We start from the raw sequence: 26,126 nt of genomic DNA, 5'->3' as shown, positions 1-26,126 counted from the left end.
GCTGTTCTCGTGGGCGATTCAGGGAGCGACAGTATGCTTTTTGGAGCCAGGAGGCGAGAAAGACCCGGCAACGATAGTCGAAACGGTGGAGGCCAACGGGGTAACAGCAATCCATTTTGTGCCATCCATGCTGGGAGCGTTCCTGGAGTATATCGAGCACAGCGGAGCCGCCGGGAAAATGCGGAGTGTACGGCGAGTATTTGCCAGCGGGGAAGCGTTGATGACAGAGCATGTCCGCCGATTTAACCGTTTGCTTGGGACCGAAGGAGCTACGCTGCACAACCTGTATGGACCGACCGAAGCAACGGTAGAGGTGGCGTATTACGACTGTCCTGCGGACCAGGAACCGGAGAGTATTCCGATTGGGAAGCCGATTGACAACGTGAAATTGTATATTTTGGACCATAAAGACCGATTGCAGCCAGTCGGCGTACCGGGCGAGCTGCATATTGGAGGGGACTGCGTAGCCCGAGGATATGTGAATCGGAAAGAACTGACGGAGGAGAAGTTCGTAGAAGACCCATATACGTCAGAGGGACGGATGTACCGGACGGGAGATTTGGCGAGATGGCTGCCGGATGGAAACATTGAATATATGGGTCGGATTGACCATCAGGTGAAAATTCGGGGCTACCGGATCGAACTAGGTGAGATTGAAGCGGCCTTACTCGCGTATGAAGGTGTCAGGGCGGCGACGGTACTTGCCCTTGATGATCGAGATGGCAGCAAATATTTATGCGCATATGTTGAAAGCGGAGAAGGTTTGAACACATCTATTTTAAGGGCACATTTGAAGGCACTTATACCGGATTACATGGTGCCAAGTCATTTCGTTCGGCTAGATGTTATGCCGCACCTGTCCAGTGGCAAAGTTAACCGTAAAGCGCTACCCGAACCGGATCATGGGATGCGAGCCACCAGCTATGTTGCACCAAGAAACGAAACGGAAAGAAAACTGGCCGAGATTTGGGAGAAGTTGCTGGACATATCGTCCATCGGTATACATGACAACTTTTTTGAACTGGGTGGACATTCACTAACGGCGACTCGACTCATGTCTCGAATCAATAAGCTGCTCCAAGTTGAGATTCCACTTCGTGATATTTTTGCACATCCGACCATCGAAGAAATGAGTGTTTTGATCTGCGGATCAGAGGTTGCAGCCGGGACGGTGATGGATATTGCTCCTGCCGAGCTACGTGATTCTTATCCGGTGACATCCGTTCAAAAGAGACAAATGATTTTACATCAGTTTGAAGGAGCAGAAACAGCATACAATATGCCCTTTGCCTTACTGATGGAGGGAGAACTGGACATCCAGCGGCTGGAGCGAGTGTTCAGGGATCTAATAGATAGGCATGAGGCATTGCGGACATCATTTGAGTGGGGCACAGAGGAGCCAGTACAAAAAATTCATAGTGAGGTTCCATTTCAACTGAGTTTCCAACAAGCTGATGATATCGGAATAGAAGCACAGGACAAACAGATTCAAGCGATATTCAAAACGTTCGTAAGACCGTTTGACTTAGGTCAGGCTCCATTGTTGCGGGCGAAGCTGGTGCGTATTTCGAACAATAGGCATATTTTGATGGTAGATATGCATCATATTGTTGCAGATGGTGTTTCCATGAGCGTTTTGGCTAATGATTTCACGACATTGTATCACGGGAACTCACTGCCACCATTGCGTATTCAATATAAAGATTACGCCGTTTGGAATAGTGAGTGGATCAAAGAAGGACACTTGATTAAGCAGGAACAATACTGGCTAGATTTGTTTTCGGATGAGCTTCCTGTCCTTAATCTACCAACTGATTTCACGAGACCTCAAGTACAAAGCTTTGAAGGTGACCGGTATTCTTTTCAAGCTGATAAGACACTTCGTGAAGGTCTACAACAATTTGTTACAGAAAATCGGACCACTTTATTTATGGTACTGCTATCGGCTTACAACGTATTGCTGCATAAGTATTCAAGCCAGGAAGATATCGTGGTAGGGTCTCCAATAGCAGGTCGTAATCATACGGATTTAGAAAATATTATGGGGATGTTCGTTAACACACTTGTGCTGCGCAACCGCCCAGCTGCTGACAAAACGCTCAAGCAATTTTTACTGGAGGTGCAAAGAAGCAGCCTGGAAGCATTCGAACATCAGGATTATCCAATAGAAGATCTTGTGGATAAGCTCGAACTTCACAGGGATTTAAGCCGAAATCCTCTGTTTGATACGATGTTCTCTCTAGAAAATACCGATTCGGTAAGCTTACAAGCTGACGGGATATCCATATCGCCCTATTCTGTTGAAGCTGGCATAGCCAAAGTTGACTTAACGTTAACAGCAGAAGCGGATCAAGAGGGACTCTCTTTTCGAATTGATTATTGTAATAAGCTGTTTTACAAAGAAAGTATTGAGAGAATGTCGAAGCATTATTTGCAGATTTTACAGACTATTGTGGACTCTGCGGATGCACGGATTGGCAACGTAAACATGGTAACTGCATCCGAAGAAGAGATTTTGTTAACGAAATTTAATACGGTACCCGCTTCTAACGAGAAAGATAACCGAAAATTGCTGCATCAGCTCTTTGAAGAGCAGGTAGCGAAGACGCCGGAGCGTGTCGCAGTATCGTTCGAAGAACAACAATGGACTTACAGCGAGTTAAACGATAAAGCGAATCAGCTTGCCAGAGTGCTTAGAGAAAAAGGAGTACAGGCCAATACGCTTGTAGGCATGATGGTAGAGCGATCTTTTGAAATGATAGTCGGAATCCTAGGGATTTTAAAGGCTGGGGGTGCGTATGTTCCTGTGGCACCAGATTATCCTGCGGAGCGAATTAGTCTGATGCTATACGATTGCAAGATAACACTATTATTGGCTTCCCATCATGTCCTGACTGAATCAACTTTCATAAAAGAGGCAGGAGCAGATGCGTTTGCAGGGGAAATCCTTGATTTGGATCAGCTCGATACTATCGTTAAGGATTTGGATTCTAGTAACTTACCTTATGTGAATGAACCGGATGATTTGGCATATGTGCTATATACCTCTGGCTCAACAGGTAAACCAAAAGGGAATCTGACCATGCATTATAACGTGGAGAGATTGATTAAAAACTCCAATTATATCGATCTTACGGAACAGGATATTCTCTTGCAGTTATCCAACTATGCCTTTGATGGGTCGGTCTTTGATATATTCGGCGCTCTGGTCAATGGTTCTAAGCTGGTTCTCTTACGTAAAGAGAATATGCTGAATCCAGAAAAACTGTCTTCCTTGATTCGAAATGAAAATGTCTCGGTATTTTTTATTACTACCGCCTTGTTTAACACGTTGATAGAAACCAATATTGAATGCTTTACTACAATTCGCAAAATACTTTTTGGTGGAGAGCGGGTTTCGCTACCGCATGTGAGCAAGTTGTTTGAACATATCGGGCCCCATAAAATGCTGCACATGTACGGTCCTACCGAAAGCACGGTCTTTGCTACCTGTTATGGTGTAGATCAGATTCATGAACGGAAAGGTACAATTCCGATTGGAGCCCCGATTACAGGTACTACTGTGTATATTCTGGATAAAAATCTTAAATTGCAGCCTATTGGTATACCGGGAGAGCTTTGTATAGCAGGGGATGCACTATCCCAGGGCTACTTGAACCTACCTGATTTTACAAACGAAAAGTTTATAGACAATCCATTTAATCCAGGCGAGAAAATGTACAAAACAGGAGATATTGCAAAATGGCTTCCAGATGGAAATATTGAATTTGTAGGCCGCCAAGATCATCTGGTGAAAATTAGGGGATTTCGTATAGAGCTTGGAGAAATTGAAAATCGGCTACTATCCCATGAACGCATTAAAGAGGCAATAGTTGTAGCTAAACCGGATCCATCCGGTCAAAATCGTATTTCTGCATATATGGTGACAGATGGGGAATTAAATACTTCAGCTATTCGCCGTTACTTGGCGAAGTATTTACCAGATTACATGTTGCCATCCAGCTTAATCCTGCTGGACAGTTTGCCGCTGAACGCTAATGGCAAGGTGGATCAGAAGAAACTGCCAGAGCCTCATATTAACTTAGACTTGAGCACGCTGTATGAACCACCAACAAGCCCTACGGAAGAGAAGTTGGTTAAAATTTGGGAAGGCGTGCTGGGACAAGAGGGAATTGGAATTAGTCACAGTTTTTTTGACCTTGGAGGAGACTCTATTAAGGCCATTCAAGTTATCGCAAGGTTGAGCCAAGAGGGATTAAAGCTGGATATGAAGGACATATTTCAGCACCCTACTGTTCAGCAAGTAGCACCATATGTCCAACGTCGTACCAGAATCATTGACCAGAAGGCGGTAACAGGTGAGGTACAGCTAACTCCAATCCAAAGATGGTTCTTCGAAAATGTACAGGATGATCGGAACCATTTTAATCAAGCAGTTATGTTGTTTACTAGTGGTGTATTTGATGAAGAAGCCCTAAAGACTGCTTTGGAGAATATTATTATTCACCATGATGCCCTACGAATGGCGTATGAGATTGGTCAGAGTTCTGTTTGCCAATACCATACGGAGACGCAGTTAAGGCCTTTTCATTTAAATATTTATAATCTACAAGGAAATAACGATGCTGAAAGCAAGATTGAGGAAGAGGCGAGTCGGCTACAGGCTACCATGGACTTAAGAGCAGGTGAGATGATCCGGGTTGGCTTGTTCCAAACAGATCAAGGCCAGCATTTGCTGATTGCTATTCACCATTTGGTTATTGATGGGGTCTCCTGGCGAATCTTATTGGAAGACTTGGAGAGCGCATATACCCAGGCATTACAGGGTGAAGATATCGCTTTGCCGGATAAAACGGACTCTTTTCAGTATTGGTCCGACCGGCTTGCAGAGTATTCGAACAGTCGGACTTTACTGAAGGAGAAGGCATATTGGCAGCAAATTGAAGGTGTTCAATGTGAGTCTCCATTTCCTCAGAAGAGCACAGTTACTGATGAGGGTGGAGTGAAAAAAGAAAGAACGAGCATAGCTGTCCGGTTGGACAAGCAAGATACACAGCTACTGCTTGGAACTGCTCATCAGGCCTATAATACCGAAATTAATGACTTATTGTTATCAGCACTTGGATTGGCTATTAAACAATGGGCGGGTAGTAAAATCTTCGCTATTAATCTTGAAGGACATGGCAGGGAAGAGATTATGGAGGAGATAGATGTTACTCGAACCATAGGTTGGTTTACTTCGATGTTTCCTATTGTTCTGGATATGAGGGATAGTGAAGATATTTCATCTGTTATTCGGCGAACTAAGGAAATGATTCGGCATATCCCTAATCGAGGGATTGGCTACGGAGTTCTGAAGTATTTGACCGATGTGGAACATACTCAAGATTTAGATTTTAACATACAGCCACAAATCAGTTTTAATTATCTGGGACAATTTATGGATGGTACGCAAGAGGGGAGCTTTGAATCGTCACCGCTATCTCCGGGACGTTCTGTTGGTGAAGGGGCAGAAAGTCATTTTACACTGGACATTAATAGTATTGTTTCCCAAGACCAACTGTTACTTGAATTTGGATATATTCGTGGCGAGCATGCAGACCATGCTATTGAACAATTATCCCTTATGTATATTGAGCATTTAAAAATGTTAATTAATCACTGTACAAGCATTTCACAGAAGGTTCTCACACCATCTGATTACCAAGACCATACTCTCTCTATTCCTGAGTTAGATCAGATTCTCAAGCAGTTTGGTGGGACTGAACAAGTAGAGCATATTTACTCGTTAACACCTATGCAGCAGGGAATGCTGTTCCATTACATGATGGAGCCAGAAACTACAGCTTATGTGGAACAAGTAGCGATTGAAATGGAAGGTGAACTGCAGCAGGAACTTCTGGAACAGAGTTTTCAAGAATTGTTGGCAAAATATGAAGTATTACGTACGAATTTTGTGTTTACCAGTATACGTGAACCTCGGCAAGTAGTGCGTAAACATCAACATGCAGAGTTTCAGTTTTATGACCTTACCGGGATGGATGAGCAAGAAATTACCGCTTATCTTGAGGATCACAAAAAACAAGATCTTCTGCGTGGATTTGATTTATCCAATGAAGCACTAATACGTATAAATGTATTAAAAACAACTCCTGATAAGTTCCTTATGATGTGGACCTTCCATCATATGATTATGGATGGATGGTGCGTAGGAATTGTCTACCACGATTTTATGAGCATGTATCTAGATTTGAAAAATGGTAGACCGCTTAAGTCTGAGACAGCCCCTGCTTATTCAACTTATATCCGTTGGCTGGAAAAGCAGGACAAAGGGGAGTCCATGCAATATTGGAAACAGGCTTTGGATGGATATGCGCAATGTGCAGTTATACCGAAGACGTTCAAATTGCAGGCTAAAGAAGGTGGTTACCGGACGAGTCAGCTGGAATTTTCGTTAGACCAAACAATGACACGACGATTAACAGAGATTGCATCTCATAATCGGATTACAGTCAACACGTTGTTCCAATCCATATGGGGGGCATTGCTTCAAAGATATAACAATACCAACGATGTAGTATTTGGAGCCGTAGTTTCAGGGCGACCGCCAGTAATCCCAGACATTGAGAGCATGGTAGGTATTTTCATTAATACTATTCCCGTGCGAATTTATGGCGAGGAGAATGAAAGCTTCATTGAAATGGCCAAGAGAGCTCAACAAAGCTCCATCGAATCTGTTAAGTATGAGTACACATCATTAGCGGACATTCAGTCCGTAACCACACTGAAGCAAAGCCTGTTAGATCATATTATTGTGTTTGAAAATTACCCTGAGTATGGCGAAGAAGAGGCGCTACAGAAGCACAATCTGAAAATTCATGTGCGAGATATGGCCTTTTATGAACAGACAAACTATGACTTTAATCTTATTGTTTCCCTGAAAGACGAACTGAACATTAAATTTCTGTACAACGCTGATACCTTAAGTAGAGAATTTGTGGAACGTATAAAAAATCATCTAAATGGCGTAGTCCGACAAATCGTGGATAATCCAGAGATGAGTATATCCTCGATTGAAGTAACTTCTTTACCGGAGAAAGAAGTGATTTTGAATGAATTTAACAATACGACAGCGATCTATCCGCGAGCGAAGACAATCCATCAATTGTTTGAGGAGCAGGTGGGGCGAACACCGGAACATCCAGCAGCCCTTTACAAAGGACGGCAGTTAACGTATCGGGAGCTGAATGCCCAAGCGAATCGGTTGGCTCATGTGCTGCGGGAAAAAGGAGTAGGACCTGATCGTGTGGTGGGGATCGCGGTTCACCGATCGTTGGAGATGATTATCGGACTACTAGGAATCTTGAAAGCAGGTGGAGCCTATCTGCCGCTGAATCCAGAGGACCCTGAAGAACGACTGGCGTTCATGCTGGAGGACAGTGGAGCATCCATTTTATTGACCCAGCAGGAGTTAGTGGAGCAGCTTCGCTGTCATGGAACAACCAGGGAACTGATCGCTATCGAAGATTTGCTGGTACAGGAAAAGGAGCAAACAGAAAGAGAAAAGAATCCGGAATCGATCAATCGCTCGACGGATTTGGTGTATGTGATTTACACCTCGGGATCTACGGGTAAGCCTAAAGGAGTCATGATTGAGCACGCCTCGCTGATCAATCGTCTGCACTGGATGCAAAAGCGGATTCCGTTTGGAGCGGAGGATGTAATCCTGCAAAAGACACCGTATACCTTTGATGTATCGTTGTGGGAATTGTTCTCGTGGGCCATCCAGGGGGCAACGGTATGCTTTTTGGAGCCGGGAGGAGAGAAGGACCCGGCCACAATAGCTGAAACAGTTGAGTCTAACCGGGTAACGGCATTGCACTTTGTGCCGTCGATGCTGGGCGCGTTTCTGGAATACATGGAACACAGCGGAGCTGCGGGGAAAATGCGCAGTGTACGACGGGTATTTGCCAGCGGGGAAGCGCTGATGACAGAGCATGTGCGTCGGTTTAACTGTCTGATAGGAGGCGGCGGTGCCACGCTGCACAATCTGTATGGGCCAACGGAAGCGACCGTGGAGGTGGCGTATTATGACTGTCCTGTCGAGCATGAACCGGAGAGCATTCCGATCGGGAAGCCGATTGATAACGTAAAATTGTACATTTTGGATAAGAAGGACCGTTTGCAACCGATAGGGATACCTGGCGAACTGCATATTGGAGGCGACTGTGTAGCGCGAGGATATGTGAATCGGGAGGAATTGACGGAAGAGAAGTTCGTAGAAGATCCATACGAGCCGGGAGGACGGATGTACCGAACAGGGGATCTGGCCAGATGGTTGCCGGATGGAAATATCGAATATATGGGCAGAATCGATCATCAGGTGAAAATCCGCGGATATCGGATCGAACTGGGTGAGATTGAGGCGGCTTTGCTTGCGCATGATGGAGTTCGGGCAGCGGCAGTACTTGCCCGTGCTGATGACCGAACGGGGATGCCTAGTTTGGGGGCGTATGTTGTTGCCGAACCTCATGTGACAACGGCAATGTTGCGACAAAATTTATCTGTCTCAGTTCCAGAGTATATGATTCCAGCCTATTTTGTATTCTTGGATCAGATGCCGCTCACGTCGAGTGGTAAGATTAATCGTCGTATGCTATTAGAGATTGAGCTGGAATTTGGTACCGGAACGGAATATGTGGAGCCAAGCAGTGAGCTGGAAAAGGAATTAGTTGAGATCTGGATGAGTGTACTTGGTATTGAACATGTGGGTATCGACGATAATTTCTTTGAACTGGGAGGACATTCTTTAACGGCTATTCAGCTTGCATCCAGGTTACAGGGGATTTGGAGTAGTGAATTACGGTTGAGCAGTATCTATCAATACCCTACGGTCAGAGAGTTGGCACTACATGTGGAAGGGATGGAAGAAAACCATTCTGCACTTGCTCAACAATTTGATCAAATTATAGCGTTGCTGCATCAAAAGCTGAACGTTAAGGGATGGTTACAACAAGAGCAATTCAATGGAAAATCTTATATCGTTCTGCATCTAGAAGATGGAGCCATTTCTTTTGAAAAAGAGATTATGGAACTGTTGGACATGAAATGCGATGAATCAATTCAGCCTCATTACATCACTTGGCATGGAGAAGAAACCCTGAGACTGGAAGAGGCCAATCTTGAAGACATTAAGAGCATATGGACAGAAAGAATTGACAATGATTTGGACGTTTTCTCCAAAGCTATTTTAAGCCTAGGAGTGATAGAGAGGCTGCCTGTTTCTCCAACACAACGTTACCATCTCCAACATAGTGATATTTCTGGCACGATTATTCCGCTAGAAAAACATATGAACATGGAATATGTGGAAGAAGCGATTCGGCAGATTATTCGAGAGCAGGATTTGATGAGAAGTACGCTGTGTGAAGAAAACGGAGAATTGCAGTGGCAAGTAAGGGAAGCACCAGATCATCTTCCTGTACCACTGGTTGATATCTCTATGTACGATGAAGATACACAGCAAGTGATTCTGAATAATATCGTCTGGCCTTATTTTTACAGGCAGCATGAACTGAGCAATTCACTCTTATATCGGATATTGATTGTGAAAAAGAATCTGAAAGACTACATGCTTATATTACCTTTTTCGCACTCGATCTTTGACTTTATGAGCAGTGAGATTATTAAGCACCAGTTCAACACTTATTATGAATGTGTACGAGCTGGAAAGGAAACGCCTAAAGGGAGCAGAAATCGTTACTCTGATTTTACAGCTCATATTATGGAAGGACCTCAGGGTGTTGATGATCTGGAACTAGCTACTACCTATAATCTAGATAAGTTTGATCGTGCAATTGGTCGTATAACCGATTTTGTAAGTCAAAAAGCAGTACTTGAAGGGCATACAACTGTCATTTGGGATTTGAAATCTTCCGAGAGAGCAGTTCACTTGGACAACACAAGTCATTGGGAGGTTGCATTCTTTACGTTCACTGCTTTTTGTAAAATGTATTTCGAGCTTAGTCAGGTACCCATTTGGGTAACGCAGTATGGCCGAAGCTTTGGAGAGAAGCGTTACTATGATGTTATTGGTGAATTTGTGGATCATATCCCGATACTAACAAATTTAGACCAAAACCTGGTATCTCTAGAACAGCAGGTTCGCCAAAGTGTTCAATGGGCAGCTGAACATAATATCAGCTTTGCTAACTTAATGTATAACCCGGATGTACAGAACGATTATCCTTTATCTGGAGGATACTTGCAGCAGGCTTTGGATAGAATGCCAATTGTATTTAATTTCCTTGGTGAGCTGAGAAGTGAGCATCAACTCCTACAAACGGTGGATCTGGGTAATGTCAATGTTGAAGGAAGAACACGAATCTTATGCGAAGTTTGGCATGATAGCGAGTCTAATCTGTTTGTGGCACTAACTCTACCTTTTTCAGAAGACGAAAGTATAGTACGGAATCATCTACAAAGTGCCTTGGAGCAATTGGAAAGACGCTGGGCAACCGTTCTGTAACTCTTGCCCTAACCGAATAGGGGGATCTCATGAATCAGCCAAAGGAATTTTCGTTTTATGCTCGCCGGAACCTATTTATTTTTTCTGTGACCAGGCTTATATCGGAGCTAGGAAGTTCGATTTTTAAGTTTGCTTTAAGTCTATATATTTTGGATATCACCGGATCGGCCACTGTATTTTCAATGGTGTTAGGCTTGTCCATTCTGCCCGGAGTATTTGTCAATATTTTTGCAGGGGTAGTTATAGACCGGAGCAATAAGAAGAAAGTGCTTGTCATAACCGAAATATTAAGCGGAATAGCGCTACTAATCTTTTTACCCATTTTCTTGTTGGATTCAACCAATGTCATGTTACTTGCCGTGTTTTCCGTTATATTAAGCCTAATTCAATCATTTACGTTCCTAACGCTGAACGCCTCAATTCCTAACTTAGTGGAAAGAGACAACGTTCATAGCGTAAACTCTTCCTATCAAAGTATAGGAGCAATCATAAATGTACTGGGCCCGATCCTGGGTGCCATAACTTATCGAGCTTGGGGCTTGGAAACGATTGTGATGATTAACGGAATAACATTTATTTCGGCCGGATTGATGCAACTATGGTTACAATTTAGGAAAACTGATGAACAAACGGTATCCTCAAGTTATTTAGACAGTGTCAAAGATGTGTTTGCGTATATAAACAAGCAAAAAGCCATAATGTATTTACTTGTTATCTTTGTTGGTATCAATTTTATGCTCGCTCCATTAGTCCAGGTTGTGCTGCCGTATGTGACTTATCAGGAACTTCAACTTTCAGCTCAGCAACTATCTGTTATTCAAGGAGCCTGGTTCGTAGGAGTCATTGCGGGAGCCATTGTGGTTTCACGTCGGAAAGTACATCAATTTGTTATTACCAAAATATTTATCCTGTTTCAGCTTCAAGCCATCTTATTCCTAACATGGTGTTTCCCATTATTGTTTCCCTCAACATCAGGAAGCCTGATACAGATGACGTTCATCTTCATTATGATTTTGGCAGTAACCGGATTTTTTAATTCAATGAGCAATGTTCCCATGATTTCTTATGTGCAGCTGTATACTCCAGAACATATCAGAGCCGGGGTGTTTGGTGTAATCAGCTCGATCACTATGCTAGCAACTCCGCTCGGAATCGGGTTGTACGGAATACTATTGGATAGAATCCATTGGGTATACCTTCCTCTGGCATCGGGAATAGTTGCTCTGGTGATGGGGATCATGGCTCATAAGAACAAAGCATTACGTAACTTTTTCAGTCAAAATGCCGAACCAGTCCTTAATAGCGTAGGTGAAAAAGAACGAGTATCAGCATTATAAACTGAATTTCTGCCCATGATGATGTGATTGAAGGACCTGATGTTAATGGAAAGGCCAACTTATGTTGGCCTTTTGGTCTTTCAGTTATTTTTTGCTTTGAGTCACTTTCCCCTTCACATCACCGATGCTTACTTTTCCATTGCCGCTCTGAATAATGACAACATCTTTTGCAACTTGATCAATATCCAGAGAGCCGTCACCTAACTCAATATATGCAGTACCCCCTATTTTATCTGCTTGAATATGTCCGTTTACATTTTCAATATTGACATCAGATGAGCTATTTTGAATAGTAATCCCACCATCTCTGTTGGTTAAATCAATGGCTCCACCGATTTCTTTAAGCGTGATATTACCATTCACATTTTCAATGCTTACATCCGAGGCTAAATTCGTTACTTGAATATCTCCATCTCTATGTGGATGTTTAATTTCTAGTTTCATTTTTTCCGGAATGGTTAGCTTGACATCAACTGTTTGGGGACCTGTTGACATGAATTGTCCCTCGAAAAAAGTATTAAGAGTAGCTACACCATCTTTTCCCTCCAGACTTAATTTTAGCTTATCCATGTTGCTGCCATTAGCAACGACACTGGCTTGTATTTTATCTGTATTCTTGTTTCCGACAACTTCAATTTGACCGTTGCTATTATCTAGAACTAAGCTGGAAATACCGGCAGATGATAATTCAAGTTCCTTGTTTAAAGATGTTGCAGGTTTGGATGAACAGGCTGTAATTAACAGTAACATTGAGATCATCACTAAAGTAGTGAGCCATTTCATTACAATCACTCCGTTTCAGAATAGTTAGTATAGATTTAGATTACATCCCGTTTTGTAAAAATAGGATATGAAACGAGATGCATAGCGACCAGATGAAGTAGAAGGAGGAACAGTGAGAAGCCCAAGGTCATTCCTTCCACTGGCGTCGTTCCAAAAAAATAAGGATTGAGATCTGTACTGGAAAACACAAAGTATTTTGTCCAAGGCCATCCATTCATGGTGATACTCAGGACGAATCCTGCTATAGCTGCCAGCATAGAGAACACAATAGAAAATGTAACACTGCGAAATGCTGCAGAAATCATAAATGCAAATGTCAACACGATAACCATAAAAGGTATATTAAATAAAAACCCTCCTAACAAGGCTTGAATCATATCTGCCTGCTGAATGGTTTGATCCTTGACGAAGAAGTAGGGATCGCCGATCCCCTTAAAGCTAAACATTAATCCACCGAAAAATATGGCAGCCAGAAAAGTAAGCAAAACCAAAAATATTCCAAACAAGAGAGTTGCAATATATTTAGAAAAATAAATTTTTGAGCGTGTAGCTGAACGTGTCAGTAAAAATTTGATTGTACCGGCAGAAAACTCAGAGGCTACAATATCGCCAGCCACGATAAGAGCTAAAAGAGAGATACCTACAATTAAATTTCTGGATTGGCTCACTGTAAAACTCCAAGCATTGGATTGAGGAGCGATGTTATGGTCCAAATAATACTGATTCATCAAAATTTTTTCTGCTGCCATTTTTTTCTCAATGGGTAGAGCATCTGATTTTGCCGCATCTCTCGTTAGCTTTGAATTTTCATGCTGTAAGAGTGTTTTCCAGCCTTCATTGTACTCAGTCATACCAGAACTTTTTAAATTAGCCATCTGGATTAATACATACAAAATAAGCAGTATGATGATAAGCCAGGTACGTTTACGCTTATAAATCTTCATGTTTTCATTGCGAATTAACTGAATCACTTTTCAATTCCCCCTGTGATTTCAATGAATTTATCCTCTAGTGTCTGTTTCGTAATCTGAACGCTGTATATGTTCACCCCCGTATCCATAAGTTTCTTTGTAATACCCGGAATTTGATCCTTTGTAATGTCAACTTGTAGAGTTTGTTGATCTGCAATAATTTCTTTCCCCGCCAGCATGGACTGGAATACAGGAAGAGCCAATTCGGGTCTGTCTACTTCAAACCGAACAGGAGCAAGCCGATTATCCATCATCTCAGCTACATTATGGATACCAATCAGTTTTCCCTTATTTAAAATCGCTACCTGATCACACATCAGTTCCATTTCAGCCATAAGATGGCTAGAAATAAGAACACCAACGCCTTCTTTTTGAGACAGATTGATTAAATGTTCCCGAAGCTCTCTTATTCCTGCTGGGTCTAAACCATTGGTAGGCTCATCAAGTACAAGTAAGGAAGGTTTATGGGCCAGTACAACGGCTAATCCCAGTCGCTGCTTCATTCCTAGAGAGTAAGTTCCCACTTTCTTATCAATGCTGTCCTCAAGTCCGACGAGCGAGATTACTTCCTGAATACGTTCCGAAGAAACCCCTGGAGACATTCTTGAGAAATGAATCAGATTGTCATAGCCGGATAAATATTTGTACAGATCTGGATTTTCGACGATAACTCCAACATGTCTCATTGCCTTTTCAAAGGAGCGATCAATATCTTGGCCGTGGATAAATACCTGGCCTCCCGATTTTGAACTTAACCCCACGATCATCCGAATAGTGGTCGTCTTGCCCGCTCCATTTGGGCCAACAAGACCCATGATTTCCCCCGCCTTTACATCCAAGGACAGTCCTTCAACAATGGTTTTCTTTCCAATCTTTTTACTTAAATTACGAATCTGTAATAGTGACAACAACGATTCCCTCCCCGCCAACAGTTTGATTGTCTATAAAGTATCAGGAGTGCAGTCATACTCCCTAGTGACAAAATGTCATGACCTTGTTATGATGTGAAAAGATTGAAAAAATTACCTTAATTTAAGAAGAATGGGGTACTTACATGCTTGGATGCAATATGCGCTGGTCTTGGCAGGAATGGATTGTTGCTGTATTCCGAATCTTGTGGTTGATTTGCTTTGTTTTGCTATCGTATCAAGACCGCCCATCTTTCCCTTTCACTGTTGTATTTATCTCTGTTCTCGTTTGCTATTCAATACCTTTGTTCATTGATCGAATTCATTACCGCTGGTATTTGTTGGCGGAAGTATTTCTAGTGGGTGGAATTTCTTTGCTATTTGCTCATCAATATGAGCTTGTCCGACTATTTCTGCCAGCTGTTTTTACGATTTCGTTTTATAGCCGTGGCCGTTCACATGCGGTAACTTTTCCTCTTGCGTTGGTGATGTTTTGTCTGGGAGGAAGAGGGGCGTTTCATTGGACGATAGAAGACGTATTCCAGAACCTAGTGGATGCTTCGTTTGTATACGGTATTGGTTTCGGATTACAAATGGCATTTCGTTCTATAGATCGGATCAAACAAAAACTCGAATTAATAAAAAAGCAGTATCAAACCCTGGAGCAGTATTCGACTCAGGTTGAACAAATGACACTATTGGAAGAAAGATACCGCATGGCTCGCGAGTTGCATGACTCGATTGGCCATACATTCACTTCCATTATCTTAGGTATGGAAACATTACGGCCTTATATCTCTTCTGAAGAGGGGACTGAAAGATTGCAGTCTGTTCTTCAACTTGGTCGCACAGGGCTCGAAGATATCCGAAAGCAAGTTCATCAGATGGACCCTATGGAGGAGGATCCATCTTTGGATCTATCCTTGCTAAATATCATTAATGAATTCAAAAAGAATACTGCCATTCGTGTTGTGTTCAGAACGATGGGGGAGCCGCTTCCTGTCATAAAACAGTCAAAACTGACCTTGTACCGCTGTTTACAAGAATTATTGACTAATGCCAGCCGACATGGGCATACCAATTCTATTCAGGTGCTTCTTCACTACGACCGTAACCAGATCATTTTGCAGGTGCAGGACAATGGGAAGGGAAGTGACGAAATTAAGTTCGGGTTTGGTCTTTCAGGAATGAAAGAGCGGCTTTCGTCTCTTCAAGGCAAGCTATACCTTCATTCCAAAGAAGGCGAAGGAACGATTGTGACCTGTTCTATACCATTGCTTCAGGATACAGATGTTAGTAATCCAGAGATCAAGGTATTGTTGGTGGATGATCAATTACTCATTCGGGACAGTTTAGGCCTGTTGCTCAAAAACGAACCTGATTTTCGAATTCAAACGGCGGAAGACGGAAACGTTGCTGTAGATCAATGTGCCAGCGACCCGCCAGACGTTGTATTAATGGATGTACATATGCCCCAGATGGACGGTATTACTGCGACGAAGCTAATTAAAGAAAGCTGGCCTAACATACGTGTAATTATGATCACCACCTTTGATGACATTTCGTATGCTACGAAATCACTTGCTTTGGGTGCTGAAGGTTATGTACTAAAATCAATTGATCCAAGAGAGCTGGCTAATACGATACGGCTAGTGCATCACGGAGGAACGATGATAACCCAAGAAGTAGCAAGTACATTGTTTCAGCAAATGACAGGGACGATGAAGAATCCTTATGGACTGACAGAGCGGGAGTTGGAAATTCTGCATTGTTTAACTGAAGGACACCGTTATAAAGCAATTGCAAGCAAGGTTCACTTATCTGAAGGAACGGTTCGAAACTATATTTCGACCATATACTCAAAAATGCAAGTGCAAAGCCGTGACGAAGCGATTGAAAAAGCTAAAACAGAGTTGCTTACAGACTATTAATAAAATGCAAGATGGGTAGACTGCGTGTGTCACTTGTTTAAACAACGTGAAAGAGATATCCTACATTAGACAGAGGTTTTCAGCTTCGGAATTAAAAGAGTAGCTATATACGACCGAACCTAATAGATTGAAGTGAAAATAGCGTCGTCCTAAATTTGGTCGACGCTATTTTTGTATGCTGTGATCCGCAAGTATGTGCAACGTTTACCTTAGCAAAACCGTATATGTAGAATAGCAACTGTATTTTGTTGCATATCCATAGAAGTCTACCATTCTACAAACTTGCATTTGCGCTATCAAATGGGTGATAATGGAAGAGATACTTTCGACAGAAAATAGGGCTAAAGATAGAGAGGATACCTACAAAAGGTAGATCGGATTTACCGCATTTTTGTATATTATTGTAGAATAAGATCGTAATTCAGGTTATAGTAAAGGAAGAAATTAACTAGGATAGATTATACCCAAATACGTAATTGTGGAGGGAAATATGAGTACATTTAAAAATTGGTTGAATACAACTAAAAAAGGACTGGGCGACCAGGTTAAGAAATTTAAGAACAAAGATTTTATGGAAGCTGTTGTTGCAGGTTGTGCATTAGTGGCATTTGCAGACGGTACTATTAGTCCGGAAGAAAAAACAAAAATGGCCGGATACATAAATATCAGTGAGGAATTGAAAGTGTTTGATATGGGTGAGGTCATCAACCGTTTCAATCACTATGTAGCAAACTTTGAATTTTCACCTGAAATCGGCAAACAGGAAGCATTGAAAGCGATTGGTAAATTGAAAGGCAAGCCTGAAGTAGGTCGACTTGTCGTCGGCGTATGCAGTGCCATTGGTGCAGCTGACGGTGACTTTGATGCCAATGAGCAACGGATTGTTGCTGAGATTTGTGGTGCGCTTGGTTTGAATCCGTCTGAATTTAGTCTGTAAATTTTATGGAAGGGAGGTGTGTTAATCAGTGGCTGTAATTAATCTGGTCAAGGGCCAGAAAATTGATTTGACCAAGGGAAACACAGGACTAACCAAGGTTATAGCCGGATTGGGATGGGACCCCGTGCAGTCCAAAGGATTTTTTGGTTTCAAGAAGCAACCCAATATTGATTGTGATGCTTCTGCCATTTTGCTGGATGCCAACGGGAAACTAACTCAATCTGACAATGTAGTATGCTTCCATAATAAAAAAAGCCCGTGCGGCTCAGTCGTGCATTCCGGTGATAATCTGACCGGACAAGGTGACGGCGATGATGAACAAATTATGATTGACCTGGCACGGATTCCGGCCAATGTCGATAAAGTGCTTGTTGTTGTGAATATATATGATTGCGTAAACCGGAAACAGGATTTCGGCATGATCGAGAAAGCGTATATCCGCATTCTGGACGGTGCTAATTCTAAGGAACTGGTGACGTTTAATTTATCTGATAATTTTGAGGGAATGACTGCACTGATCTGCGGAGAACTCTATCGCCATAACGACGAATGGAAGTTTGCTGCAATCGGTGCAGGCACCCATGCCGTACATATTGATGTGCTGGCTCAGCGTTATATGTAATTTTAGATTGCTCATACAAAACTAATGAGAAACGGGGTACTTACTCATGGCAATTAACTTATCTAAAGGTCAAAAAATCGATTTGACGAAAACAAACCCAGGCTTGTCCAAAATCACGGTTGGTCTCGGCTGGGACACCAATAAGTACGATGGCGGTAAAGATTTTGACTTGGACGTATCCGTATTTTTGGCGAATGCGGACGGCAAAGTGGAAACGGAAAAGAACTTCGTCTTCTTTAATAATCCACAAAACGAGAACGGTTCTGTCGTTCATACCGGAGATAACCGCACAGGTGAAGGTGACGGAGATGACGAGCAAATTAAAGTTGATCTGAGCAATGTACCTGCTAACGTAGAAAAAATCGCTTTTACGATTACGATCTATGATGCACAAGAACGCAGCCAAAACTTTGGACAAGTGTCCCGTGCCTACGCACGTATCGTAAATGAGGCAAACAATGAAGAATTGGTTCGCTTTGATCTGGGAGAAGATTTTTCGATCGAAACAGGCGTCGTGGTAGGCGAGTTGTATCGCCATAGCGGTGAGTGGAAGTTCAATGCCATTGGCAGCGGTTACCAGGATGGTCTTGCAGGCTTGACACGTGATTACGGCTTAGCTTAAAAAATCTACACAAAGAAGGCAGGTATGCAGTATGACGATTAGTCTTTCCAAAGGACAACGTATTGATCTGACCAAAACGAATCCAGGCTTGACTCGTGTTGTCGTAGGTCTTGGCTGGGATACCAATAAATATAGTGGCGGCGCAGAATTTGACTTGGATGCTTCGGCTTTCCTGCTATATGAGGACGGTAAAGCGAAGGCAGCTGACGATTTTGTATTCTATAATAACCCAACAGGTGGAGCGGGTGCTGTTACTCATACAGGCGATAACCGCACAGGTGAGGGCGACGGGGATGACGAGCAAATTATTATTGATTTTGCAAAGATTCCTGCAAATATCCATCGTATTGGAATTACAGTTACGATTTATGACTATGAGGCACGTGCGCAAAACTTTGGACAAGTGTCCAATGCCTTTGTACGTGTGGTAGATGCGGCAACGGATCGTGAAGTGTTGCGCTACGATTTGGGAGAGGATTTCTCCACCGAAACAGCTGTGGTATTCTGTGAATTTTACCGTCACAATGCAGACTGGAAATTCCAGGCTATCGGTAGTGGTTTTGCTGGTGGATTGGGTGCGCTTGCTAAAAACTATGGCTTGGACGCTCAATAATATCCACATGGGGGTGGTGTCCAAAGGGCGCTACCTCTTTCTTTTTAAGCCATTGAAGGGCGTACGCTGAACACGACAAACGGACAGAAAGGTGACACAATCATGGCTGTTATCGTAGTAAAGGGGCAGAAGGTGGATTTGACCAAAACGAATCCGGGCCTGAGCCATGTCAACATAGGGATCGGTTGGGAGTCTTCAGCGGCTCTGGAACTTGATACTTCTGCATTTTTGCTGGGCCCTGGAGGGAAAGTATCAGGCGATGAGGATCTGATCTTTTACAATAATCCGACTACACCTTTTATCACCTATTCAGATGGACAACAGTTTGGTGACAAGAAACAATTTTCCCTGGACCTAACCAGAATACCTTCACATATCGAGAAGATTGCGTTTACGCTGACCATTTATGATGCGGATCAGAAACGGCAAAATTTTGGACAGGTTCAAGGCGGATTTATACGTTTTGCTCATCCGATAAGTGGAGAGGTTTTACGATTTAATTTGGATAGTGGCTTTACAGTCGAGACGGCCATTGTAATAGGCGAGCTGTACCGCCATAACGGTGAATGGAAATTTAATGCGATAGGCGCAGGTTTTTCCGGTGGATTGGATGCGTTGTGTGAAAATTTCGGCATTGAAGTGGAAAATAATCCGGCCCCTCCGGTGCCGGTGCCTACACCACCTCCAGCACCTCGACCAGTACCCACACCGCCGCCTGCACCTCCTGTTCCAAAGCCAGAGCCATCTGCAACTCCGGTAAATCTGAATCTGCGGAAAATTGAGCTGAAGAAAAAGGGAGATACCATTAACCTGAAAAAGGGCTCAGGCGGATTAGGTGAAATCCTAATCAATCTGAACTGGAATCAGGTACAGCAGAGCAAGGGCTTTTTCAGTCGTGGCTCCAAGGGTGTCGATCTGGATCTGGGCTGCTTGTATGAGATGAAGAACGGGGATAAAGGTGTCGTTCAGGCGCTTGGGGAAGTTTTCGGTTCTCTAAGTCGCTTCCCGTACATTGCTCTGGATGGTGACGACCGTACGGGCTCTGTGAAAACAGGGGAAAATCTCCGCATTAATGGGGCTAAAATTTCTGAAATTAAGCGAATTTTGGTGTTTACCTTCATTTATGAAGGAGTCACGAACTGGTCACAAGCAGATGGGGTAGTCACGCTGTACCAGAAGGACGGGCCAGACATTATCGTTCATATGAATGAACATGACAATCGCAAAGGGATGTGTGCGATTGCAATGATCCAAAATGTGAACGATGAAACGTTTAGTATTGAGAGACTCGTACAGTTTTATGGCGGTCATCGTGAAATGGATCAGGCATATAACTGGGGCATGCGCTGGACGCAGGGTAGTAAATAAATTGAATTATCGGAGGCACTCTTTTCATGTTGAATGATTTATTTAAAAATATCAGCGAGAACTACGGGCATTTCTTTTCATGGAGTGATGTGGTAGGTACGCTTACTGACCCGGTGAGTTGGGGGATTATTGGAACTCTCATTTTGCTGGAAGGTCTTTTGTCGGCGGATAACGCCTTGGTTCTCGCAGTTATGGTTAAGCATTTACCAAAAGAGCAGCAGAAGAGAGCCTTATTTTACGGGATTTTAGGTGCGTATATATTCAGGTTTCTGGCCATCGGCTTGGGTACCTTCCTGATTAAGTTCACGCTGATTAAGGTGCTGGGTGCGGCTTATCTGCTCTACATCGCTTACAAGGGCTTATTCAAGTCCGAGGGTGATGGGGAAGTGAAAAACAAACCTACTTCTTTCTGGAAAACCGTATTAATGGTCGAACTGATGGATATTGCCTTCAGTATTGACAGTGTCATTGCCGCTTTTGGTGTGAGCGAGAAAGTATGGGTTCTGTTCCTGGGTGGTATACTCGGCGTTCTGATGATGCGTGGTGTTGCACAAGTGTTCCTCAAGCTCATTGATAAATTTCCGGAACTGGAACAGACAGCCTTTATTATGATCGCCATTATTGGGGGTAAAATGTTGGCTGCTGCTTTTGGCTTTCATATGTCGCAAGTATTATTCTTCGGCATTTTGATTGCCGTCTTTGTAGGCACAATGATTCTTAGCTCGGCGAAAAGAAAGAAAAAGGCCGACAAAGAGGCTTAATGTACAAAGTATAGCGAAATCCCTCCTGAAACTAAGGGGGGATTTCTTTTATACCCGAGGCACAGGGCTTCAGTCAGGCGAGATAGAGCAAGAGGAGGGGAAGGGCCCTGAAATATTTTAATGATTTAACCTCTGAGGAAGTAGAAGCGATCTTCTGTACTCCACCGATGGAGTTTCATAACCGTTCACCCAAAAATATATTGGCTTATGCCATAGGAGCGGCTTTGTACATGCCGGCAACCCGCTCGGAGGTAGCGGAAGAGATCAAAAATGGAAAGCATGAAGGACTAACCACAGTCATTCTGGACTTGGAGGATGCTATAGGGGATCAGCAGGTCGGACAGGCCGAAGAATCGCTGGCACAGCAACTGCTTCAACTCTTGTCCTATGTACGGACAGGGGTGATGAGTGAACAGCAATTACCTTTGCTGTTTGTACGTGTGCGCTCTGTGGAGCAGCTGGAACGACTGCTGAACAGTTTGGGAGAAACCCTGGCGCTGCTCACGGGCTTTGTCCTCCCCAAGTTCTCTTCTGATAATGGACGGGCGTATTTTGCACTCATTGCTGAATATAACCGGACTATGCATACAGGGGCAGGAGACGCAAGCCGTACGCCTGTGTTGTATGGATTGCCGATTCTCGAAAGCTCTAAAATTATTTATCGGGAAACTCGTTGGAAAGAACTGCTGGCGATTAAAGAAATTTTGGATGAGGTTCAGGAATATGTGCTGAATGTACGAATTGGGGCCACCGATTTCTCCAGTCTGTATGGGCTGAGACGCAGCCCGGATATTACGATTTATGAAATTGCCGTCATTCGGGATTGCATCGCAGATATTATTAACTTGTTCGGACGCGTGGACTCGGACTATGTCGTTTCCGGTCCTGTATGGGAGTATTTCTCTCACCGAGAACGTATCTTTAAACCTCAATTAAGAGTATCGCCCTTCGAAGACGCATTTGGGAAGCCGGGACGCTACTTGCGAATGGACTTCATCTCAGATGCAGTGGACGGACTGATTCGCGAAGTCATGATGGATAAAGAGAATGGGATTATTGGCAAAACGATCATTCATCCGTCCCACATTAAGCCGGTACAGGCCATGTATGCGGTGACCCATGAAGAGTATATGGATGCACTTGAAATTGTTGAACGTAACGACGGTAGCCTGGGGGTATTCAAGAGCACCTATGCCAATAAGATGAATGAAATTAAGCCTCATTTGAATTGGGCTTATCGTATTATAAATAGATCTAAAGTATACGGGGTGTTACATGAACAACAACATTTTGTCAGTCTCTTACCCAACCACGAAAACACATCTGCTGCCAATTCTGGAGCAGTTCAGCGTTAAAATTACGGAGACTCATAACTCATTCCGTCTTCCTGTGGACAAGCTGTTTGCAATGGCGGCACGGGTCAACAAAAAGCGTTCGTTTTTGTTTGTCAGCAAGGTGCTGGGCAAGCATATTCCGGTAAATCCATACACCTCTCTGTTAAGTGGGGCGGCCCTGGCGATCCTCCTATATAAAGAGCTTGTCCCACAGTCAGGACAACAGATGGATAAACTGATTGGAGAGGCCGTGAGAGGACTCCTTGACCCGAATTATGCAAAAGAGGCCTATCAAAAGCTGATGGATGAGCGTTTGGCTTTTTCTTTTCCAGAACCGATTAAATTTGTTGGTTTTGCCGAGACGGCTACAGCACTGGGACACAGCATGTATCGGTTGTTTGATGGCGGTGCCACGTATATTCATACGACACGCGAGGATATTCCGGGCCTTCGGCCTATTATTCGGTTTGAAGAAGAGCATTCTCATGCTGTTGATCATCGTTGTTATGCACTGAATGAGGATGCTTTTGCCGGAGATGGACCCATTGTGCTGGTAGATGATGAGATTACGACGGGAAAAACAACGCTTAATATTATACGGGATATTCAGGAACATTTTCCGCGCAAACAGTATGTGATAGCTTCGTTATTGGACTGGCGGACAGACAGCGACGAGCGAGCTTTTGCTGATCTGGAAGCAGAGCTAGATATTAGGATTACGCCTCTAAGTTTGCTCAAAGGAAAGATAGAAATACAGGGAACACCGATACTGGATCACGCAGAATATGCCGGACAGACCGGGAATGTAGAGCATGCAGCCACTAGCACCGCAGAGGTTAATAAAGATTTTTCTGGAACAATTGACCGCTGTTTTGAAGAGGATGCTTCCGCTTTTGAGCGGATATCACATACCTCCATATCTACCGACGGGTACGCCAATACAGCTCCTTATCTTAAATATACTGGCCGTTTTGGTCTACAATCCGCCGACAATCCAGCGCTGGATGCAGAAATCGCGTACACAGCTGAACGACTGAACCAACTTCGTTCAGGACAACGAACACTGGTAATGGGTACGGGGGAATTCATGTACATTCCAATGCGGATTGCAGCGGAGTTAGGCCCGAACGTATATTATCAGTCCACCACACGCAGCCCGGTGTATCCCCATAGAGAAGAAGGGTATGGCGTCGCAAGTGGTGTGACCTATCCCTCACCTGAGGACAGTACGGTACGCAATTTTATTTATAATGTAGAGCCAGGTCAGTATGACGAAATATTCGTTTTGCTGGAAAGAGAGTCGGACCCAGAGCGAATGAAGCCCATGTTGGAGGCATTGAGCCGTCTGGGCTGTGATAAAGTGCATGTCGTTTATTTTAATGGTTTAACTAGGCAGGAGAGTAAAGGAGCGCGGATATGAAGCAAGCACTTATGGAGCAAATACAGCAGAAGAACATTCATCCGCCCGTACCGCTAGGCAGTTATCCTGCCTCGGATGTCACTTTTTTATTAAAGGATTTGAGCCGGGTTGCGTTGGAAAAAGGGACGGAGGATCGGGAAGAAGCGATACAGTCGGGCGTCCATTATTCAGAAATGCTGCCAGTGGAATATCAGCCCACAGCAGAGTATATTGGATTGTTTCACGACACGCTTGCCCAATCTGCCGAAAAGGTTGCATTAGCGGCAGCTTCTGTGGCTGAGATGATTGTGAGAAAAAGAGGCCTAAACACGGCGATTGTTTCTCTTGCCAGAGCAGGGACGCCTATTGGTATCCTGATCAAGCGTTATATTGACTGGAAATATGGCGTATCCTTGCCGCATTACAGTATTTCTATTATTCGTGGCAAAGGCATTGACCGGAATGCTATTTTGTACATTCTACAGCAGCATGGGCTGGGGATTGAACTTCAGTTTGTCGATGGCTGGACGGGGAAAGGCGCCATTCGTCAGGTGTTGATCGAGGCCTGCCGTGAGATGAATGCAGATTACGGGCTGCGCCTAAATGATGATCTGGCGGTGCTGGCCGATCCGGGCAGCTGCTCGGAGACCTTTGGTACACGAGAAGATTATTTAATCCCGAGCGCTTGTCTGAATTCAACCGTATCAGGTCTGATGAGCCGGACGGTATTACGCGATGATCTGATAGGTCCGGACGATTTTCATGGGGCTAAATTTTATGAATCCTGGCGGTCGGTGGATCAATCCAATACGTTTGTGGATACGGTGTCCGGTTATTTTCAAGCCGTGGCTAAAACGGCGGCTGCCTATGCGGAACAGATGACATTGAATCCGCCTGTCGTGACGTGGCAGGGCTTACGGGATATTGAGGCGATTCAGCAGGCATTTGGGATTCGGGATATTAATCTGGTCAAGCCGGGAGTGGGGGAGACGACTCGCGTACTGCTCCGCAGGGTGCCATGGAAAATTCTGATTGACCGTGAAGATAATCCGAATCTTCAGCATATTATGCTGCTGGCCAAGGATCGTGGAGTGCCTGTTGAGGTATTTGAAGGATTGACCTATTCCTGTTGCGGAATCATCAAGCCGCTCAAGGGGGGACAAGAATGATCTACGCCAGTGACCTGGATCAGACGCTGATTTACTCCAAACGCTCGCTTGGCGTGCCGCTGGAGTCCCCTGGTCTGTTGCCTGCGGAACAGATCGATGGGGCGACGTCGGCCTTTATTTCTACACAAGCTTTGCAATGGCTCAAGACACTACCGGCAGATGTCATGTTTATGCCTGTGACGACTCGGACCATGGAACAGTATAGACGAATCACCGTGTTTCAGACGGAGCTGGTTCCCGCATATGCCGTGACGAGTAATGGCGGAAACATCATCGTCGGAGGCGAGGTGGACCGAGAGTGGAACCGACGTATTCACGAACAAGTACGCCGCGATGGTGCTCATGCGGAAGAGGCACGTCAGGTGTTCGGACAGGTTCTTCATGAAGACTGGGTCGTAAACGAGCGTTTTTGCGATGAACTATTTTATGCTTTTGTAATTGAACGGGATCGGATGCCGCTGGAACAGGTGCTGGAGAAGGCGCGGATGATGCATGAAATGGGCTGGGAGGTATCCATTCAAGGGCGCAAAGTATATCTGGTGCCTGCGGCCGTGAATAAACAGGCAGCCGTGGCGCATATCCGTAACCTCACCAATGGGGGAGCTGTGGTTGCATCCGGTGACTCTTTACTGGACCGTTGTCTGCTGGATTATGCCGACTATGCGATTGCCCCGCGTCATGGTGAATTGTATCGGGAACAGCAGCGGGATAAGCTAGAGGTCAATTACCGATTTACGGAAGTGTCGGGGGTTTATGCAGCAAATGAAATTATGGAATATGTCTATGAAGTGCACGGGAGCGTGTCAGCGGCTCGTACTTCATGATTAAACTAATAGGGGACGT

At 44.0% G+C, this 26,126-nt stretch carries 16 protein-coding genes; 13 read left to right on the top strand and 3 right to left on the bottom strand.

The window, feature by feature from the left end; translation table 11 throughout:
* The first annotated feature begins 16 nt into the window (after positions 1–16).
* Both HFD99_RS08330 and HFD99_RS08325 read left to right on the top strand, forming a co-directional pair.
* Positions 17–10,528, top strand: coding sequence for a non-ribosomal peptide synthetase (locus HFD99_RS08330; RefSeq protein ID WP_274597396.1), 10,512 nt, complete (start codon positions 17–19; stop codon positions 10,526–10,528).
* A 29-nt stretch (positions 10,529–10,557) separates the two neighbouring features.
* Positions 10,558–11,865 carry an MFS transporter gene (locus HFD99_RS08325; protein ID WP_019686267.1) on the top strand — a complete coding sequence of 436 codons (1,308 nt, stop codon included), beginning with the start codon at positions 10,558–10,560 and terminating at the stop codon, positions 11,863–11,865.
* An 84-nt stretch (positions 11,866–11,949) separates the two neighbouring features.
* On the opposite strand, the gene HFD99_RS08320 is transcribed toward HFD99_RS08325, so the two are convergent.
* From HFD99_RS08320 to HFD99_RS08310, 3 genes are read right to left on the bottom strand one after another with little or no spacing between them, the layout of a single operon-like run.
* Positions 11,950–12,648, bottom strand: coding sequence for a DUF4097 family beta strand repeat-containing protein (locus HFD99_RS08320; RefSeq protein WP_025364135.1), 699 nt, complete (start codon positions 12,646–12,648; stop codon positions 11,950–11,952).
* A gap of 35 nt (positions 12,649–12,683) precedes the next feature.
* Positions 12,684–13,619, bottom strand: coding sequence for an ABC transporter permease (locus HFD99_RS08315; RefSeq protein ID WP_025364136.1), 936 nt, complete (start codon positions 13,617–13,619; stop codon positions 12,684–12,686).
* Positions 13,616–14,527 carry an ABC transporter ATP-binding protein gene (locus tag HFD99_RS08310; protein ID WP_017426300.1) on the bottom strand — a complete coding sequence of 304 codons (912 nt, stop codon included), beginning with the start codon at positions 14,525–14,527 and terminating at the stop codon, positions 13,616–13,618. The genes HFD99_RS08315 and HFD99_RS08310 overlap by 4 nt, the downstream gene beginning before the upstream one ends.
* Positions 14,528–14,673: 146 nt before the next feature.
* On the opposite strand from HFD99_RS08310, the gene HFD99_RS08305 reads away from it, so the two are divergent.
* The 11 genes from HFD99_RS08305 (at position 14,674) to HFD99_RS08255 (ending at position 26,107) form a co-directional block, all read left to right on the top strand.
* Complete coding sequence (locus HFD99_RS08305; RefSeq protein WP_025364137.1) at positions 14,674–16,458, top strand: hybrid sensor histidine kinase/response regulator transcription factor; 1,785 nt, start codon at positions 14,674–14,676, stop codon at positions 16,456–16,458.
* Positions 16,459–16,948: 490 nt separating this feature from the next.
* Entirely contained in the window at positions 16,949–17,395 is a 447-nt protein-coding gene (locus tag HFD99_RS08300; protein ID WP_013369616.1) for a tellurite resistance TerB family protein, read from the top strand.
* Between the two features lie 28 nt (positions 17,396–17,423).
* Positions 17,424–18,017 carry a TerD family protein gene (locus tag HFD99_RS08295; RefSeq protein WP_016821473.1) on the top strand — a complete coding sequence of 198 codons (594 nt, stop codon included), beginning with the start codon at positions 17,424–17,426 and terminating at the stop codon, positions 18,015–18,017.
* Positions 18,018–18,063: 46 nt separating this feature from the next.
* Entirely contained in the window at positions 18,064–18,639 is a 576-nt protein-coding gene (locus HFD99_RS08290; protein ID WP_016821472.1) for a TerD family protein, read from the top strand.
* Positions 18,640–18,670: 31 nt separating this feature from the next.
* Positions 18,671–19,252, top strand: a complete 582-nt coding sequence (locus HFD99_RS08285; RefSeq protein ID WP_013369619.1) for a TerD family protein — start codon at positions 18,671–18,673, stop codon at positions 19,250–19,252.
* 102 nt (positions 19,253–19,354) lie between these two features.
* Positions 19,355–20,620, top strand: a complete 1,266-nt coding sequence (locus HFD99_RS08280) for a TerD family protein (protein WP_025364138.1) — start codon at positions 19,355–19,357, stop codon at positions 20,618–20,620.
* A 26-nt stretch (positions 20,621–20,646) separates the two neighbouring features.
* Entirely contained in the window at positions 20,647–21,381 is a 735-nt protein-coding gene (locus HFD99_RS08275) for a TerC family protein (protein WP_013369621.1), read from the top strand.
* A gap of 167 nt (positions 21,382–21,548) precedes the next feature.
* Positions 21,549–22,736, top strand: a complete 1,188-nt coding sequence (locus HFD99_RS08270) for an HpcH/HpaI aldolase/citrate lyase family protein (RefSeq protein ID WP_039268856.1) — start codon at positions 21,549–21,551, stop codon at positions 22,734–22,736.
* Between the two features lie 52 nt (positions 22,737–22,788).
* Positions 22,789–24,135 carry a phosphoribosyltransferase family protein gene (locus HFD99_RS08265; protein WP_025364140.1) on the top strand — a complete coding sequence of 449 codons (1,347 nt, stop codon included), beginning with the start codon at positions 22,789–22,791 and terminating at the stop codon, positions 24,133–24,135.
* A complete protein-coding gene (locus HFD99_RS08260) occupies positions 24,132–25,283 on the top strand; it encodes a cysteine protease StiP family protein (RefSeq protein WP_025364141.1) in 1,152 nt (383 codons plus the stop codon). Before HFD99_RS08265 ends, HFD99_RS08260 begins: the two co-directional genes overlap by 4 nt.
* Positions 25,280–26,107: an HAD family hydrolase gene (locus tag HFD99_RS08255; RefSeq protein WP_025364142.1), complete on the top strand. Its 828-nt coding sequence runs from the start codon at positions 25,280–25,282 to the stop codon at positions 26,105–26,107. The genes HFD99_RS08260 and HFD99_RS08255 overlap by 4 nt, the downstream gene beginning before the upstream one ends.
* The last annotated feature ends 19 nt before the right edge of the window (positions 26,108–26,126 follow it).

It is taken from the genome of Paenibacillus sp. EKM301P (genome assembly GCF_011800295.1).
GTDB classification, from domain to species: Bacteria; Bacillota; Bacilli; order Paenibacillales; family Paenibacillaceae; genus Paenibacillus; species Paenibacillus polymyxa.
The sequence above is the reverse complement of the archived record's forward strand: the minus strand, read 5'-3'. Positions and strand labels throughout refer to the sequence as shown.

Excerpts from the sequence above, each read along its gene's own strand:
- HFD99_RS08280 (WP_025364138.1), top strand. The coding sequence starts at position 19,355 with ATGGCTGTTATCGTAGTAAAGGGGCAGAAGGTGGATTTGACCAAAACG.
- HFD99_RS08260 (WP_025364141.1), top strand. The coding sequence starts at position 24,132 with ATGAAGCAAGCACTTATGGAGCAAATACAGCAGAAGAACATTCATCCG.
- HFD99_RS08255 (WP_025364142.1), top strand. The coding sequence starts at position 25,280 with ATGATCTACGCCAGTGACCTGGATCAGACGCTGATTTACTCCAAACGC.
- HFD99_RS08265 (WP_025364140.1), top strand. The coding sequence starts at position 22,789 with ATGGCGGCACGGGTCAACAAAAAGCGTTCGTTTTTGTTTGTCAGCAAG.
- HFD99_RS08305 (WP_025364137.1), top strand. The coding sequence starts at position 14,674 with ATGCTTGGATGCAATATGCGCTGGTCTTGGCAGGAATGGATTGTTGCT.
- HFD99_RS08285 (WP_013369619.1), top strand. The coding sequence starts at position 18,671 with ATGACGATTAGTCTTTCCAAAGGACAACGTATTGATCTGACCAAAACG.
- HFD99_RS08270 (WP_039268856.1), top strand. The coding sequence starts at position 21,549 with ATGGAGTTTCATAACCGTTCACCCAAAAATATATTGGCTTATGCCATA.
- HFD99_RS08320 (WP_025364135.1), bottom strand. The coding sequence starts at position 12,648 with ATGAAATGGCTCACTACTTTAGTGATGATCTCAATGTTACTGTTAATT.
- HFD99_RS08275 (WP_013369621.1), top strand. The coding sequence starts at position 20,647 with ATGTTGAATGATTTATTTAAAAATATCAGCGAGAACTACGGGCATTTC.
- HFD99_RS08300 (WP_013369616.1), top strand. The coding sequence starts at position 16,949 with ATGAGTACATTTAAAAATTGGTTGAATACAACTAAAAAAGGACTGGGC.
- HFD99_RS08290 (WP_016821472.1), top strand. The coding sequence starts at position 18,064 with ATGGCAATTAACTTATCTAAAGGTCAAAAAATCGATTTGACGAAAACA.
- HFD99_RS08325 (WP_019686267.1), top strand. The coding sequence starts at position 10,558 with ATGAATCAGCCAAAGGAATTTTCGTTTTATGCTCGCCGGAACCTATTT.